Annotated in this window: 19 protein-coding genes; 2 read left to right on the top strand and 17 right to left on the bottom strand. The window is 37.6% G+C overall.

The annotated features are described in order from the left end of the window. Positions 1 to 54: 54 nt before the first annotated feature. The 4 genes from rpmA to UCH001_RS02925 form a co-directional block, all read right to left on the bottom strand. Positions 55 to 315 carry a 50S ribosomal protein L27 gene (rpmA, locus tag UCH001_RS02940; protein ID WP_067174106.1) on the bottom strand — a complete coding sequence of 87 codons (261 nt, stop codon included), beginning with the start codon at positions 313 to 315 and terminating at the stop codon, positions 55 to 57. A 38-nt stretch (positions 316 to 353) separates the two neighbouring features. Further along, positions 354 to 662 (bottom strand): 50S ribosomal protein L21, encoded by a 309-nt coding sequence (rplU, locus tag UCH001_RS02935; protein WP_067174103.1) that lies wholly within the window; start codon positions 660 to 662, stop codon positions 354 to 356. Positions 663 to 794: 132 nt separating this feature from the next. Further along, complete coding sequence (gene pyk / locus UCH001_RS02930) at positions 795 to 2240, bottom strand: pyruvate kinase (protein WP_067174102.1); 1446 nt, start codon at positions 2238 to 2240, stop codon at positions 795 to 797. A gap of 80 nt (positions 2241 to 2320) precedes the next feature. Further along, on the bottom strand, positions 2321 to 2773 hold the full coding sequence (locus UCH001_RS02925; protein WP_145973099.1) for a hypothetical protein: 453 nt from the start codon (positions 2771 to 2773) through the stop codon (positions 2321 to 2323). Positions 2774 to 2902: 129 nt separating this feature from the next. Here UCH001_RS02925 and UCH001_RS02920 point away from each other — a divergent pair, with 129 nt between their 5' ends. Next, positions 2903 to 3958, top strand: coding sequence for a chemotaxis protein CheX (locus tag UCH001_RS02920; protein WP_067174098.1), 1056 nt, complete (start codon positions 2903 to 2905; stop codon positions 3956 to 3958). Here UCH001_RS02920 and UCH001_RS02915 read toward each other — a convergent pair whose 3' ends face one another. Together UCH001_RS02915 and UCH001_RS02910 are read right to left on the bottom strand one after the other, a co-directional pair. Next, a complete protein-coding gene (locus UCH001_RS02915) occupies positions 3959 to 5107 on the bottom strand; it encodes a S41 family peptidase (RefSeq protein WP_067174096.1) in 1149 nt (382 codons plus the stop codon). It abuts the gene before it with no gap. Positions 5108 to 5169: 62 nt separating this feature from the next. Then, positions 5170 to 5637: a GNAT family N-acetyltransferase gene (locus tag UCH001_RS02910; protein WP_067174094.1), complete on the bottom strand. Its 468-nt coding sequence runs from the start codon at positions 5635 to 5637 to the stop codon at positions 5170 to 5172. A gap of 82 nt (positions 5638 to 5719) precedes the next feature. On the opposite strand from UCH001_RS02910, the gene UCH001_RS02905 reads away from it, so the two are divergent. Further along, on the top strand, positions 5720 to 6205 hold the full coding sequence (locus UCH001_RS02905) for a hypothetical protein (RefSeq protein ID WP_067174093.1): 486 nt from the start codon (positions 5720 to 5722) through the stop codon (positions 6203 to 6205). Here UCH001_RS02905 and UCH001_RS02900 read toward each other — a convergent pair. The 11 genes from UCH001_RS02900 to xseB all read right to left on the bottom strand — a co-directional run bounded on the left by UCH001_RS02900 (position 6202) and on the right by xseB (position 16580). After that, positions 6202 to 6891, bottom strand: coding sequence for a class I SAM-dependent methyltransferase (locus tag UCH001_RS02900; RefSeq protein WP_067174085.1), 690 nt, complete (start codon positions 6889 to 6891; stop codon positions 6202 to 6204). The genes UCH001_RS02905 and UCH001_RS02900 overlap by 4 nt on opposite strands. A 48-nt stretch (positions 6892 to 6939) precedes the next feature. After that, complete coding sequence (locus UCH001_RS02895) at positions 6940 to 8280, bottom strand: FAD-dependent oxidoreductase (protein ID WP_067174083.1); 1341 nt, start codon at positions 8278 to 8280, stop codon at positions 6940 to 6942. Positions 8281 to 8358: 78 nt separating this feature from the next. Beyond that, positions 8359 to 8730 carry a RidA family protein gene (locus UCH001_RS02890; protein WP_067174080.1) on the bottom strand — a complete coding sequence of 124 codons (372 nt, stop codon included), beginning with the start codon at positions 8728 to 8730 and terminating at the stop codon, positions 8359 to 8361. Continuing rightward, complete coding sequence (gene dapE / locus UCH001_RS02885) at positions 8727 to 9839, bottom strand: succinyl-diaminopimelate desuccinylase (protein ID WP_067174078.1); 1113 nt, start codon at positions 9837 to 9839, stop codon at positions 8727 to 8729. The genes UCH001_RS02890 and dapE overlap by 4 nt, the downstream gene beginning before the upstream one ends. A 74-nt stretch (positions 9840 to 9913) precedes the next feature. Then, positions 9914 to 12115: an endonuclease MutS2 gene (locus tag UCH001_RS02880; protein WP_067174075.1), complete on the bottom strand. Its 2202-nt coding sequence runs from the start codon at positions 12113 to 12115 to the stop codon at positions 9914 to 9916. Then, positions 12115 to 12459, bottom strand: a complete 345-nt coding sequence (locus tag UCH001_RS02875; RefSeq protein ID WP_067174073.1) for a hypothetical protein — start codon at positions 12457 to 12459, stop codon at positions 12115 to 12117. Before UCH001_RS02875 ends, UCH001_RS02880 begins: the two co-directional genes overlap by 1 nt. After that, a complete protein-coding gene (gene murC / locus UCH001_RS02870; protein WP_067174071.1) occupies positions 12459 to 13769 on the bottom strand; it encodes a UDP-N-acetylmuramate--L-alanine ligase in 1311 nt (436 codons plus the stop codon). Before murC ends, UCH001_RS02875 begins: the two co-directional genes overlap by 1 nt. Continuing rightward, positions 13766 to 14896 (bottom strand): succinyldiaminopimelate transaminase, encoded by a 1131-nt coding sequence (locus UCH001_RS02865; RefSeq protein WP_067174069.1) that lies wholly within the window; start codon positions 14894 to 14896, stop codon positions 13766 to 13768. The genes murC and UCH001_RS02865 overlap by 4 nt, the downstream gene beginning before the upstream one ends. Before the next feature lie 30 nt (positions 14897 to 14926). Beyond that, positions 14927 to 15592 (bottom strand): ThiF family adenylyltransferase, encoded by a 666-nt coding sequence (locus UCH001_RS02860; RefSeq protein WP_067174067.1) that lies wholly within the window; start codon positions 15590 to 15592, stop codon positions 14927 to 14929. Further along, entirely contained in the window at positions 15589 to 16380 is a 792-nt protein-coding gene (locus UCH001_RS02855) for a carbon-nitrogen hydrolase family protein (protein WP_067174065.1), read from the bottom strand. The genes UCH001_RS02860 and UCH001_RS02855 overlap by 4 nt, the downstream gene beginning before the upstream one ends. After that, a complete protein-coding gene (gene xseB, locus UCH001_RS02850) occupies positions 16377 to 16580 on the bottom strand; it encodes an exodeoxyribonuclease VII small subunit (protein WP_067174062.1) in 204 nt (67 codons plus the stop codon). Before xseB ends, UCH001_RS02855 begins: the two co-directional genes overlap by 4 nt.

The raw sequence follows: 16580 nt of genomic DNA, 5'->3' as shown, positions 1-16580 counted from the left end.
GTATTTTAATATTTTGGGGAGAAAAAAGAGGGTGGAGCGAACTCCACCTTTAAATTACAAGCTTGCGGGGATAACAGAAACTTTGTTTCGTGTTTTATCTTTACGTTGAAATTGTACAAAACCATCAACTAATGCATAGATAGTGTGATCAACACCCATACCTACGTTATTTCCTACATGTACTTTTGTTCCACGTTGGCGAATAATAATATTGCCTGCACGTACAAATTCGCCACCAAATTTTTTAACACCCAGTCTACGTCCAGCTGAGTCTCTATTATTCTGGGTACTTCCCTGACCTTTCTTGTGAGCCATTGGTTACTCCTAATCTTTTCTTATGTAACGTTTGTGGGTTAAGCTTTAATGCTTACAACTTTTACTCTAGTATATTGTCTTCTAAAACCACGTTTGACTTTTGAGTCTTTACGTCTACGTTTTTTGAAAGTAATAACTTTTTTGTCTTTGCCTTCAGTAACAACTTCTAGTTCTACTGTAGCACCATTGACGAATGGAGCGCCCACTTTAAGTTCGCCGTTATTTACAGCTAAAACTTCCGTCACTACGATTTTCTCTTTTGGCTGAGCGTCAAGTTTGTCGATGTTTAAATAGTCGCCTTCTTGAACTTTGTATTGCTTCCCGCCATTTTTAATAATTGCATACATCCGTATGTCCTTCTGGGAGAGATTTATTTTGAGGTATGGATTTTACCTAAAGCTTCTTTAAGGTAAGATTAAAGTAAAAGGATTGAGCCTTCCTGAAACACTCACAAAGGCTCAATTTGTTTCTCTGTAAAATTACAACACCATGTCAGTGTAGTATTCAATCTGCGCTTTTTTCAAAATACGAATAAAGTTTGTGCTACCTTCAACACCCGCTGGATAACCCGCTGTAACGATATATGTTTTTTCTTTGTCGATTACACCACGTTCAATACCTCTTTGAAGGGTTTTTCCGAGCATCATATTGAGGTTACTTGCTTCAATATTCATAATCGGTTTGATACCCCAAGCGATGGTTAAAGAACGAGCTGTGCGTTCATCATGTGTTACGGCATAAATATCTGCTTTAATACGATAACGTGCTAATTTACGTGCTGATTTACCTGAACTGGTCAATGAAATCATCGCTTCAACACCTAAACGATCCGCTAAACGTGCTGTTGAAGAAGAGATAATATCGGTTTCGTCTAAGAAAGGATAAACCTCAAATTTACCATAAGGATAAATCGATTCTGTCTCTTTAATTGTATTGGACATAACCTCAACAACATGGATTGGATTTTTACCAATAGCACTCTCTTCAGAGAGCATAACGGCATCGGTTCCATCAAGAACAGCATTAGCTACGTCACTAATTTCTGCTCTGGTTGCCATCTCTTTTTCAGCCATAGAAAGAAGCATCTGCGTTGCTGTTATAACAGGTTTAGAAGCAGCATTTGCTTTTGCAATAATTTTCTTTTGGATACTTGGAACTTTGTAGTAAGGTACTTCAATACCTAGATCTCCACGAGCAACCATAATACCATCACTCACTTCTAAGATTTCATCAATTCTCTCAACAGCATCAAATTTTTCAATTTTTGCAAAAATATGGGCACGAGACTTGTGCTCTTTAAGAATTTTTCGAACATGTAAAATATCTTTAGCATTTTGAACAAAAGATACGGCAACAAAATCAACACCGTGTTGCGCACCCCATAAAAGGTCTGCTTCATCTTTTGGAGTGATGACTTCAATATTAATCACGGTATTAGGGAAATTCACACCCTTATTGGATGAGAGCTTACCACTGTTTTCAACTTCAGTGACAATTTTTTTCCCAGTTTCAATTACTTTCGCTCGGATATTGCCATCATAAAGGTAAATGTATTCACCTTCTTTGAGCATATCTAAAATTTGAGGTTGGTTAATGCAGAGTTCGTACTTGCCCTCTTCAAGTTTTTTACCAACAATTTGCTCTTTTGTAAAGTAAAGCTTATCGCCAGCTTCTAAATAAAAGTCATCTTCTAATTTGCCAACACGAATTTTAGGGCCACAAATATCTTGTAGAACACCTACTTTTTTTTGTACATTTTTTTCTGCTTCTCTAATTTTTGCTAATGTGCTTGCATGATACTCATGAGTTCCGTGACTAAAGTTAAGTCTAAATACGTTAACACCAGCTCTAATTAATCCTTCTAATACTTCTACGCTATCACTTGCTGGTCCAACGGTTGCTAGGATTTTTGTCTTTTTATCCATATCTGTTTCCTTTTTCAAAATGAGTTCTATTGTATCACTTTTTTGTTACAAAATTATATCATAAGCGTCACGCCAAATCCCTAAAGTAGTGATGAAGTTTTAGCCATAGTCTCTTTTTCGGCATCATCAAAAAGTAGTCTGTAAATTTGCTCTGCTCGACTTTCGATATATTCAAATGAGTGTGCTCTTTTACATAGACCAATAAAATGTCCCATAACAGCTTCATTAATTTTAATTTGTGCTTTAAGAAGGGATTGCAAAAGGTAGGTATAACGCTCGCTTCCATATGCTACATCGAGTTGGTATTTTTCAATGATATGTGTAGCATCTTCATTCCATACATGCCATTCATATGGAAGTTTTTGACGTAATATTTTTTTGAGTTTTTGAGTGGCTTTTTTAAAAACATCAAATTTAATAGTGTAGCTTGAGAAGAAAACTAACTCTTCGAGTTCTTTATTTTTTTCCATAGAAATTTCGTTAGTAATATAGACTTTTATAGCGTTATCAATATCAGCAAAACGAGATTTCATCGGCTTTTTGTACCTCATAGTTTTCTTAATCTGTATTATACCGTCAGATCAATTCAATAAAATTAAAAGCTTTCTATGGTATCATCCTTACTCATAATCCTAATTAATATAAACGGTTGAAACAAGGTCATGACAAGCATCATCCAACACTCTATTCTTATTTTCAATTATAACGAAACTATCCTTGAAAGCCGTAATACTGTCTTATGCAATACTATTCTAGGACAAAAAGTCACTCTGAAAGAAAAAGGCATTAAAGGTATTCTCGTCTCACTCAAAGATGCACCCTATTCTCCTCTAGTAAAACAGGAAAATCCTAATTTAGAGAACTTAGTAGCTCAACTTGATAAACTCAGTCATTCAATCGATATACCTATAGCCATTGGAGACTACAAAAGAGACACATTTTCGTATCTCAAAAAACTTAGTTCTGATACATCGGTTAAACTCTTCCAAAACATTAACACGGCTCTTCTCTTTTTTAACCCAAGTGCGCTCAAAAAAGAACTTGCTGTACTCATTTACGATGAAGACAGAGAAAACGCCGATAAAATTGCTACAGAGCTTGTTAAACTAGGATATTCTATCGTTCATGCTCAAAATGCAGAAGATTTCAAAATAAAAGCTTCTGCTAAAAAGTATGATATGACGATTACACATACAGCCATTAATCAAAACAAGAGCAAATCTTCAACAACCCAAAGCTTGGGGCTTTCAAAGCAACTGGTACTCAATCTTCCTGTTTTTATCGATACGGCAGTAAATTCACTCGTAACGATTACAGGACTAGAAGCGCAAAAGATTAAACACGAAATACGACCGTTTAATGAGAAAATTCCTTCACAAGTCATTATCGCTGCTATGAAATTTAAAGGAGATATCAGTGGTATTTTCTTTCTTATTTTCCCTCGTGAACTAGCGCTTGTAGCACTGGAAGCGATGCTCGGAGAAAGCCTTGAAGCAGATGATACAGCAGCCATTGTAGATGGTGTTGCTGAGTTTTGCAATATCATTACTGGCGGAGCTAAAGTTACCTTTTCAAACAAAAAATTAAAAGTTCTTTTCGAATTGCCAAAAACGTATCTTTCTTTACAAGTAGCACTAAGTGACACGCTCGGTTCAAACGGCGTTTGGATTGATATGCAACTTGATGAGAAACCTTTTTATATGTTTATCACAAAGTAACTATTTTTTCTGCAATACTTTTAATGCTTCTTGAAGAGGGAGATCTTCCTCTTCATTTTCTTGATTTACTTCAATATTAGGAATCACACCACTTGGCCACACACTTTTACCTTTTGGCGTATACCAACGTGCTGTTGCAAACTTGACGGCTGAAGTATTTGCACTGAGTGGGAAGAGTGTTGCAAAGGTGTCTTTTCCAAATGTTGGAACACCTATAACCGTAGCACGATTGTACTCTTGTAGTACGGAAGAGACAATTTCGGAACTTCCTGCAGAATCGGCATTCACCAAGATCACTAAAGGAACACTCTTTAAAAATGAGAGTGCTTCTATTTTATCTACATACTCACTTCCTTCATAATCTTGAGGCGTGTTTTTATACTGTTTTTTGTCCTCTTTATGACGGCTTCTAACACTTATAATGAGTTTTTCTTTTTCCAAGAAAAGAGACGTCACAGCGATACCACTGCTAAAAATTCCTCCTGGATTATCACGCAGGTCTAAAATCATTCCATTAATTTTATGATGTTGCGCCTCATAAAGATATTTTATTGCTTCTAAAATTGTAGGAAGCGTATCTTGTGCAAAAGAACTTATCTTGATATAGGCAATGTTATTTTCAAACATCAAGGAGCTGATCAGATCAATATTGACGACTTTACGTGTTAACGAAAGTTCAATAGGCTTCGAAGTATTGGCTTTTTGTACAATCAATTTTATTTTGGTATTGGGCGAGCCTCTTAATGCAGAGACAACCTCATCAAAGTCAAGATCGCGGACTAAAATGCCATCGACCTGAATGATTTCATCGCCTTTTTGAAGATTTGCCTTATGTGCAGGAGAATGCTCAACAACAGACTTTACAAGAATGCGATTGCGCTTTTGTGCAATGAAGAGCCCAATGCCTGCAACTGGCTTAGAACTAAGGTAAAGTGTTTCATACTCTTCTTCATTCAAATAACGTCCATTTTTATCAACACTATTCACCATTCCATCTAAACAATTCTCCATAAGACGCTTTTCATCAAAAGGATGAATAGATTCATCTTTGATCTTTTGTACAACTTCCTGATATAAAAGGTAAGGGTCGTTCGGTGTGGCATTGAGCAGGGTCAACATGATACTTAAAAAAATAAAAAAACGTCTCAAAAAAAAATCCTTCTTTATCCTATTTCTATAATAGTACTATTTTCACACTCTTTTTGCAAAAATCAACTTTCACATGATGTGTTGTTTAAAATCAAACGCATCGGTTGCATTGATGAATTTCTAAACCCAAAGTGTTTATAAAAATGATGCGCTGCAAAGTTATCGTTGTCAGTTAAAAGCGTAATACGTTTACACGCATGTTTTTTTGCATATGCTATGGCGTACTCAATCAATACAGTTCCCTTTTTTTGCCCTCGATACTCCGGTCGTACAATCATATCTTCTAAAAAAGCCACTTTACCACCAAGTGCAGTGCTAACACTCCATAGAAGGCTTACCATACCAATAATTACACCTTTCTCTTTGAGTACAAAGATCGTTCCAATAGAAGCATCTTCTATAATGCTTCTAAGACCAGCTCTTTGAAGATCACGTTCTGGCACAAACTCTGTTTCTTGAGAAAAGAGCAATATCAATAAATCAACTAAGTCTTCAATATCTGAACTTTTTGCCTCTTCAACGATCAACATAGTACTCCTTTCTCTTTCTCTAATTGTAACAATCGGAACCTTTTTTGCTTGTTAGAAATCATAATGCTATAAGGAGTTTTTGATGACTATCAAAGATACTGAAAATAAGATCGGACAATTGTTTAGCAATACGCTTAATATCACTAAAAAAGAGAACGCTTCAGATTTAATATCTTCTTTTGCAGAGGAATTTCATAAACAACTCGCTTCTATCAGCAATACAAATCCAAACAAGCCTGCTGCGACTGAAACCAGTGAATCAGATACAATGGTAGAAGAGTTCAAAAATACCTTAGGAACAAAAGGCGCATTAACATTTTTCCAAGATTACAACAATGAAAAAATTGAAAAAATGATTGAAGAGAAAAAAGCAGAACTGATGGATAAGCTAGGGCTTGGCGAATCAGCACAACCGCCATTAACAGGTAATGCAAGAACCGAAGCACTCGCAACATTAGATCAGATGTTGAGTGATTTTCGTAAACAACTGATGGATAAGCTCAATGCAGAAAATAAGCTTGATCAGCAAAATTCAACATTGAGTACATTCTTGCAAAAAATGAGTTAACGTTTTTGAAAAACTAAGATTGTTTTATCAGGCTCGTCCCCAAAAAGTGTGATGGGCTTGGTAGAACAGAGTTTAAACATTTTCATTTTTTTAAAAAAAGATAGCGGATGAAAATACTGCGTAATCAATCCCTCTTCTTTACGGTAAAAATCACCCTCTTTTTCAAATAAAACAATTTTTGTTAACAGTTCTTTATTTTCAAATGTTGCCTCAACGCATAAAAATTGACTCTCTTTGTCTTGACACATAACCCCTTCTGCTACACCTTCAAAACCATACAGCGTATTGATGTCGCATACAAAATAGCCATTCTTTGGCAATACTCTTGCCACTGCCTCAAAAAAAGAGTCTAACTCTGTTACAGGAATATAATTCAGCACATCGGCAATCGCTACAACGCACTCAAAGGAAGCTTCACTAAAAGCATCAAGCTCTTTAGTACTTGCATCAACACCTAAAGCACATGCGCGCTCCACCATAGTAGCACTTCTGTCGATGCCACATGCACTAAACTGTTTACCTTCTAAATGCTTTAGAAATTTACCATTGCCACATCCCACATCTAAAATAGTTTTGACATGCAATGAATCAAGAAGCTGCAAGTAAACCTGATACAGTTTTTCATACTGTGCATCAAAACCAATGAGTGATTCTATTTTGGCATAAAGATCAAGAGGATTTATCATATGTAAGCTTTTTTTGGGGCTTTACTACGAAAGCCCCATGAAGATAGTTTAATCAACGAGTTCTTGTTTAAAGAGCTCTTCATTGAAGGTTTTACCTAAGTATTCACACACGATTCTAACGTCACGGCGTGCATTACCAAGGCAGCTTGTTGCTCCTGGACTTGGCGTCATGTTGAAGATGATACCAGTACCCGGATTGATACTTGCTTCACCTAGCATCAATTTTTGTTCTGTTTTATTAATAACCTGAGGTCTTACACCACCAAAGTTATGTGCATATTCAATGTCTTCTACTTGTAGTGAAGGTACAATTTTACGTGCATCTTTTACAAAGAGTTCTTTACCATATTTTGGTACTTCAAAGAAGAAATTCCTGAAAATATAATTACGAATGTCGCTGTCTTTCATCAAATCATAGAATACTTTTGCAACTTTACTATCAAACTGGAGTGTTTGCCAGAAATCAAGATACGTACCGCCTGTATAACGCTCCAATTTTGGAAGAACCAACGCTGTTGGACCAAAACGTGTACAGCCATCTGCTAAAATATCTGGATCGCCATGTAATGCTGCGAATGGAAGTTTAGGGTGTTGCACCATATAGACTTTACCATTAAGCATTTTTTTCTTTGTCATGTAAAAACTACCAGCGACTGGTAAACATGCAAAATCAAGTCCATAACCCATCTCGTGAGCAAGATAAAGTGAATGTGCACCTGCATTAACAACAACAAAATCTGCCGTAAAGGTATGATCTTTTGTCATAACAACATGCATATCACCAAGCTTTGTGATATTGGTTACTTGTGAATTCAAAAAGACATCAGCAACTTTGCCTTCAATCTTTTGCGCTTCATTGACCAAACTCTCTGTCATAGCACCAAAATCAACAGTACTATACTCGCCACCTTCAACACCAACACCGATAATGTTTTCAGGACGTTCTTTACCATTTGCATCGTAAAGAAGCTTAGGCTCAATTTTAGAGAGTTTTTCCCTATCAAATACTTCCAAATACGGATAAAGTTCTTTGAACTCTTCATAACGTTTTTGCATGTATTCAACTTCGGTGTCACCCACACCGATAGCCATTTTTTGATGTGCAAATAAGAATTTGCCCTCATGCCCATGATTAACACAATATTTTGCAATCATGCTAGCAGTTTCTTTAACTTTTTTGGCTTTTTCTAGAGTATAGTTGGTCTCTATGTCACCACAGTGAATGGTTTGAGAATTTGACGTTCCAGCAGAATTTAATTTTGCTAAACGCTCATATTTTTCGACGAGTGCGATACGCTTAACGTCTGTATATTTTGCAAGCTCATAAAACAGAGCTGCACCTGAGATTCCGCCACCGACGACCAAGACGTCATAGTGATTTTTTGTCATGCTAAACAACTTCCTACTCTAAGATTTTAGGGTGTGACATTCTATTATAAAAACTTTAAAGTTATTTAAAATAAATTGTTACTTTACTGCAATTGCTTCAATTTCAACCAATGCATTTCTAGGCAATGTTTTCACGCCAACCGTACTCCGCGCAGGTTTGTGCTCTCCAAAAAAAGAGCCGTATACACTATTCACTTTCGCAAAATCATCCATATTTGCTAAGAAGATCGTTGTTTTAACTACCTTTTGCAAACTACTGCCCGCTTCTGCAAGAACGGCTTGGAGATTTTCTAACACTTGGGTTGCTTGTGCTTCCACATCACCCTCCAAAAAGCTACCATCGGGCTTAAGTGCGATTTGCCCAGAGGTAAACACCATATCATTCACAACAATAGCTTGTGAATACGGACCAATAGCAGCAGGTGCATTGGTCGTTGAGACTATCTTCATACATCTTCCTTTTCAAAATTTGCTATTACATGTTTAAACACTTCTACCAACGATTCAACCTCATGCAATGGACAACACTCATTTGGTGCATGGATGGTATCGTTTACGACACCACATTCAATGGTTGCAACTCCAAAAGCTCCAAAAAATCGTGCATCGCTTGTTCCTCCCGCTGTTGAGAGCTTAGGCGATTTACCTGTTACATGCAAAAGTGCGTTTTGGACGGCTCGAACAACAAACGAATCTTTTGAGGTTACAAAAGGATGTGCACTTTGGCTAAGCTGCAATGAAAAATTAAGTCCTGATAAAACACCTTCTACATAAGAGCGAATTTTCTTCTCATCTGTTTTGGTTGAATTGCGAACATTGAACATAATTTTTAGATTTCCTGGCGTTACGTTTGTCACTTCCATGCCACCTCTGATGTCTGTTATAACCATTTGAGATGGGGTAAAAGCTTCATCGCCAGCATCCAGTAGGTGACCCGCTAGGTGTTCCAAAACTGGGGCTATTTGGTGAACAGGATTGATCGCTTTTTCAGGATATGCCGCATGACCTTGCTTTCCTAAAATCTCAATCACCCCATTAATAGAACCTCTACGTCCTATTTTAATAGCATCTCCAAACACGACTTCCGATGTCGGCTCAGCGACAATGGCATAATCGGGTAAAAAAGAGCGTTTTTGTAGCTCTTTTAATACTTCTATTGTACCATGTTTTGCATCACCCTCTTCATCACTGGTTAGGAGGGCAGAGAGAGTACCATGAAAATTTTGCGCACTTTTAAGTGCTTGTAAAAAGGCACACACACCGCTTTTCATATCTTGTGCACCTCTAGCAAATACAACACCTTCTTTGATTAAAGGCTCAAACGGATCGCTGTCCCAACCAAGACCTGCTGGAACAACATCAATGTGACCCGCAAAACAAAGGTGAGGACCATCCCCAAAGCGTTTGTATAAAAAGAGATTTTTTGTCTGTTCAACATTGACTTCAATCACTTCAAAGTCACTGAGGTACTCTTTCATAAATGCAAATGCACCGCCATCCTCAGGCGTGACTGAAACAAAGCGTAAAAGTTTTAAAAAGAGTTCTTCTGTTTTCACCATAGTACCTTTATTATAAAAGAGTCTTGTTTAGATTTTATATGATTTTAAAGTTTATGCTCTTGTATCAAGCTTTTTTAAAGCTTAATAAGTGTCGCCCCAAAGCCACCCATATTCATAGGTGCATCTCCATAGGAAACTAAGGAAGGATAGGTACTTAAAAACGTTCGTACTGCGTATGCTAATTTTCCTGTTCCAATGCCATGATAAACTAACACCTCATCAAAGCCATTAATGAGAGCATCGCTTAAAAACTTATCGAGTCTTTCAACCGCTTCATCGGCTCTTAGTCCATGTAAGTCTAAAATCATTGAACCACTCGGTGTCTCTTTAGAAATGACAACCCCTGATTTGTGTACTTTTGGCTGATTGCCGCTTCGCTTGAGTTTAGAAAGTGGGACACGAAGGCTAATGCCATCGCATTCTATCATTGCTTCATCTTTTTTGATGCTCTTAATCACACCTTTTGAGCTTCCATACTTAATCTTATCGCCCACAACTAAAGACTCTGCTTTTTGCTCAGGCACAACACGTTTAGTCTCTTGATGAAGCTGGTTTGCTTTGTTTAGAAGGCGGTGAGACTCTTTGGTGTCCGAGCTTTTAATCGCCTTTTTTGCTTCCCCTATGGCTTGATTAAACTCTTTAGACATTTTAGAGTAAGCATGGTCAAACTCTTCTCTGACACGCTCTTTTTCATCTCTTAAAGACTCTTTGAGTTTTTCTACTTCTTTGAGCCTTGCATCAAGCTCTTCAGAGGTTTGACGCATCTTTAGTTCAAGGTCAATATTTTTCTGAATCAACTCATTGAGCTTCTCTTTATCTTCGCCGTACAGCACACGTGCTTCAGCAACGAGCATTTGAGGAATGCCGTAACGAAGGGCTGTTTCAAACGCATAACTCTTTCCAATGGTTCCTTTTAAAAAGCCATAGGTTGGGCGTTCCGTTTTTTCATCATAAATAGCAGCCAAAAGTTCCACTTCAGGATGGGTTGCAAGTAAGGAAGCCAAGCGTTTATGGTGTGTGGTAATGACGATTTTCATCTCTTTATCGATGAGTTTTTCAATCATCACTTTAAAAAGGTTGGCTGCTTCATCCGCGTCTGTTCCAAGTTCGATCTCATCGACACCTACTAAAGCTGTTTTCTTGCCAAAGAGTTTACTAAACTCGCTCATACGTCCTGCAAACGTTGAGATGTCATTTTTAACATTTTGAGGATCATCTAAAATCGCAAAAATCTCTTTAAATGAACCAATGCTCGTGTGTTTTGCATCGATGCGCATTGGAAGGAGGTATTTACTTAAAATGGCTGCGGAGAGGATGGACTTTAAGAGCATCGTCTTACCACCTGCATTCACACCGGTAATCATCAAAACTTGCTTAGAAAAATCAATCGTAATCGGCTTAGGATTTGCCAAAGCTGGATGCGCAAAATTATCTAATTTAATGACGTTGTTTTTAGAGGGAAGTACAAATTCCATATCTTTTTCCCTTGCGTAAGCCACTCTGGCATAATACGCATCAAAACGGTCAAACTCTTTGTTGATAAAGCCTAAAAATTTAAGCTGTTTGGTAAAAACAGAAGAGATCTGTTTCGCATACTTATAAGTCAGTTCTTCCTTGCGGTCTAAGAGTTCACTCTCACGACTCACTAATTTAGAAAGTGCTTCGGGGACTACATAAAAGAAACCACTGCTACTACGCCCGATGACATTACCTTTTAAAACATGGTTAAAACCGCCACGAACCAAAAGCGCTTCTTGGTTATTGATGTAGTGAATTTGCTTGTCTGCTAGGTAGAGTGCAATTTTCTCCGTTGAGATAAGACGACGAAGTGTGCTATTCATCTCATCTTTGACCATTTTAAGACTTTGAGCAATACTTGCAAACTGCTCATCTACACTGGCTTTAAGCTCACCTTTGTCATCAAAATAGCCACAAATGTTTGTAATCTCGCTAGGAATAAGAATACGCTGTATCCACTCACCAAGACTTTGGTCATTCAATATATTTTTAAGATACTGCATATAATTGATAATCTGAACAAATGCAAAAATCTCTTGAAGTCGCAAAACTCCCATTTTACTCAGATGCATTAAACTTACATCTAAAGAGGGAACTTCGGGAAGTGGTTTGAGGCGATCACGCATTAAAAGTTCATGAATGAGCTTATAATGCAAATTGGCATCGCCTTCCATGAACAGAGGTTTTTGACGTGCCAAAAAGTGTTTAAAGGAACTTGCATAATCAGCAAGATCAAGTTTAGAAAAAAGTTTTTCCATTATCGTTCAATCGTACATGTAGCCATATCGATGACTACGCCTTTATCATTTTTATTTTTATCATTAGGAATAAAACTGAGTGTTCCACTCACAAAAACAAATGTAGCAGAACTAATTTCTCTACCTTCACAATAGAGCGTTTTACCTTGTTTAAAGGCACTAATCATCGCTCTATTTTGTTCACTCTCTTTTGCATTGTACGATTCGTACCACCATGCAAAACCTATAATGAGCACTAAGGTTACAAGTAACGCAATTTTCGCTTTTTTAGGTAATGTACTTTTTTTTGCATACAGTCCAAAGACAATCAAAAAAGCCACTGCCAAAAAAAGTATGAATTGCATTACATCGCTCCTCTGAGTTGATAGGTGATATCGCCTGCGCCAAAGCTAATGACCAAACCTTCATCAAAAATCTGCTGATTTGCTTCACAAGGAAATATCTCTATACTATCATCTTTTCGGTAAATACGCGGTGGAAAAAGTGGAGAGTACCGTGCAAACTCTTTTTCAAAATCGATAAAAACCTCTTTCTCTCCTGCTCTCCATACTGGTAAAATAATGAGCTGATCGACACCTTCAAAACAGTTCACAAAACTTTCTAAATTATCAATAGTTCGTGAGTATTTATGCGGTTGCCAAATGGCTGTAATTTTTTTAAGTCCCATAAGTTTTGCATAAATTTTAGCAGAACCCAATGTCGCCTTAATCTCTGTTGGGTGATGCCCATAATCGTCGATCAAAGCAAAATGTTCATTCTTGGTTAGAAGATCAAAACGTTTTTTGATACCTTTATACTGTTTAAGCTTTTCGCGTGCTGTCTCAACATCCATCTCATGCAAACTTGCCAAAATCGCTAAAGACGCATCAAGTGCCATATGGGAACCAATACCCCATACCTCAAAACGTCCTAAATCTTTCAAAACAAATGATGTATAAGGCTCGCCATCTCTCATAACCGTTTCGATCTCACGAATATCGCGGCTTGGATAAAGACGATATGCTTCAAGTTCAGTGAGCGTACTTAAAAAAGGATCTTCGGCATTAATAACGCGAATCTTCGCGCTCTCTAAAAAGTGTCTATATGCGCCATAAAAACGGTTTAAATCGTAGTTATAATACTCCATATGCTCTGGTTCTGCATTGGTTACAATCGCGATGTAAGGATTAGAGTTTAAGAAGCTTTCATCACTTTCGTCCGCTTCAAAAATCACATTATTTCCCTCTTTGTAGTACATATTTGAGCCATACTGTTTACTCTCAGCTCCGATGACGAGTGAGCCTTCAACCATGGAAGCAAGCATTGCACTGGTAGTACTTTTTCCATGTGCTCCACACACAGAAAAAACACGTCTGTTTTTCAAGATAAATAACAGTGCTTCACGACGAGGCATAATGCTCATACCCTTTTCACGGGCACGTACAAGTTCTACGTTATCAGGTTTAATCACCGCCGAATACACCACCAAATCTTGATCGGTAATACACTCAGGATCATGGGGAATACGCACAGGAATACCTAACGATTCGAGTCCTGCTGTAATTTTCGTTGCTTTAATATCAGAGCCTGTAATCTCATAACCCTCTTGCTTGAGATATTTTGCTAATGCAGAAAGTCCTATGCCACCAATGCCTACAAAATGAACTTTTTTCAATTCAAACCTTTTATAAAATCTTTTATCTCTTTTAATATCGCTTCCGTTTTCACACTGTTTTCAACCAGTGCGATACGAACATAACCATCTCCCATACCACCACGGCCCAAAAAACGACCTGGAAGTACTTTAATATTTTTTTCTGCATACAGTTTGCGGGTAAATTCCAAATCATCCCCTACTTCTAACCACAGATAAAATGTCGCATCAATTTCTTGTACGCCTAAAATCTCATGTGCTAAACGAAGGTTTTTTGCATATTGAGCACGCGTGAGTTCGACATGTTCCATATCATTCCATGCAACAGCAGATGCTATTTGAAGCGGTAAAGGGATACCTGCACCTATGTAGGTTCGATACTTCATATAACCACTAAGAATCTTCTCATCTCCTGCGATAAAACCAGATCTAAGCCCTGGAGCAGAACTGCGCTTAGAGATAGAATTGATGACTAAAATATTTTTAAAACTCTCATTTCCTACATGGACACTTGCTTCTAGTAACGATGGTGGCTTTTCACCCACATAAATCTCACTGTAACATTCATCATTGAGAAGCACAATGTCGTATTTAAGAGCAAACTTCACCCACTCACCAAGTTCTTCAAGACTCAAAACCGATGTGGTTGGATTATTGGGGAAATTGAGAATAATAAGATCAGCCTCTTTTAAAGCTGGCAAATTAATGTCTGGTTTAAAAGAATTTTCTTTGGTGAGGTTAAGATGAACAGTCCTTGCACGACTTGCGATTGCTGCACCTTCATATATTTGATAAAAAGGATTTGTATATGCCATCACAGGATTTTGTTTATCATGTAAGAGGTACTGTGGAAAGTTAAAAAGCACTTCTCTGGTTCCAAACGTACACAGAAGTTCACTTGATTTTAACGCAACACCAAAACGCTTTTGGACAAAATTACGTTGGGCTTCATTCACATACGCCTCACCTGAAGATTTTGGATACTTATTGAGTAAGGCACTGTTTTTTTTAAACGCCTCTTGAATAAAATCAGGCGTATCGAACTGTGGTTCGCCAATAGTCAGTGAAATTGCTAGATAGTCACTATTTGGCGTAATATCTTTTAATAACTCTGCTAATTTTTCAAAGGGATAGGGTTCAAAATGCAAGGGTTTTCCTTTTAGATGTAAAACAATTTTTTAATAGGGCATTCTAAATTTTTGGGTAATAAGCTCACCCTCTTCATTGATGTACAGATAGTACAACAAATCTTTTTTCACACTGAGCCCCGCGAGATAACGCAACGCCAAATTCGCTTGCAGGGATGCTATGTGCATTACGATAGGTGCTGCAATGCCTGCTGGAGTTTTATTGCTGATTTGAAAAGCTTTAAAACTACTCTTTTCAAAAAAACACACCTGCCCATTAAAAGCTTCCACTGAGCCATAAAGCCAAGGTGTATTAACTTCTTTGGCATACGTATCAATAAGCGAACGTGTAGGTAAGTTGTCGGTAGCATCAATAATGAGATCAACCGTAATTTCTTTCGCTATAAAATCTTCCAAACGTCCTATATGCGCATGCACTTTCACAAAAGGGGAACGGCTTTCGATGCTCTCTTTGACTACATTAGCCTTTAGTTTACCCTCATCGCCTACTTTAAATGCGATTTGGCGGTGAATGTTATGAACACTCACGTCATCAAAATCAACAAGGTGAATTTCACCAATACCCGAGCTTCCTAAAGCATACGCTAAAGAGCTTCCAAGACCTCCACAACCGATGATAACAATTTTTTTGGTTTGTAAACTCTCTTGTGTTGCCTCTCCCCACAGCTGGACTTGCCTGTGGAAATAGCGCATCATAACGCTTCCCTTTTACTGACTTGTTTTTTCCATCCCCAAAGTTTTCGTGCTTCAACAAGACTCTCTTTTTCGATGGTAGCAACAAGCATTTCTTCTTTATCACCCAATGTCAACTCCACATCGCCAAATGGAGAGATAAGGCTACTTTGTCCATAAAACTGCCATGTCTCTTCTTCTTTATAGCTTCCCACACGATTGGCGCGTAAGATGTAAACGTTGTTTAGCATAGCACGCATTTTTAAAAGCTCTTCCCAACGACGTGCCGAATCAAATGTGGACGAAGTGGCTGTTAAAACCACATCTACATTTTTCTTCATGACTTCCATCCACACGGTATCGAAATGAAGCTCATAACCACTGACGATACCAAAACGAATACCGCCTAATAAAAAGAGCGGAAGTGTGTATTTAGAAACCGTGTTGGCAAAGAACTTCTCTTCATTCCAATGTTTATAGTTAATCAAAAACTGTTGATCAAAAAAATGAACGGATTTTGGTGAAAAATGAGCATTGCATTTATAACAAAACTCGCCCTTCACATTGACAATAGGAGCAATGACATGTAAATCATACTCTGCACAAAGCTTTTTAAGTACTTCGATTTTATGGTTTGATTGCTCTTTTATCATTGAAATTGGCATACTCTCCAGCTCTTTGAAAAAGCTATTGAGCGCATACTCGCTCAGCAATACGACTTCAACCTCTTTTTGTTTGCAAATGCGAAAATAATAGTCAAGTTTTGCTTCGCTCATCGGTAAGGTACTGAGTTGCAGTGCTGCTATTTTCATGCCAATTCTTCCTTTTCTTGCAATTTAGTATATGTTAGTTTTGCCTCTTCAAGCATTTTGGTTGCTTCTTTTAAAATCGCAATTCCTTCTTGATACTTCTTCATCCCCTCTTCTAAAGAGAGCTCTGGGTCGGAGAGTGTATCTAAAATCACTTTGGCTCTCTCTAGCTTTGCTTCAAAACTCTGTTTCTCTTCTTGCAT

The organism is Sulfurospirillum sp. UCH001, assembly GCF_001548035.1.
Classification (GTDB): domain Bacteria; phylum Campylobacterota; class Campylobacteria; order Campylobacterales; family Sulfurospirillaceae; genus Sulfurospirillum.
This window is presented reverse-complemented; position numbering and strand designations above follow the sequence as displayed.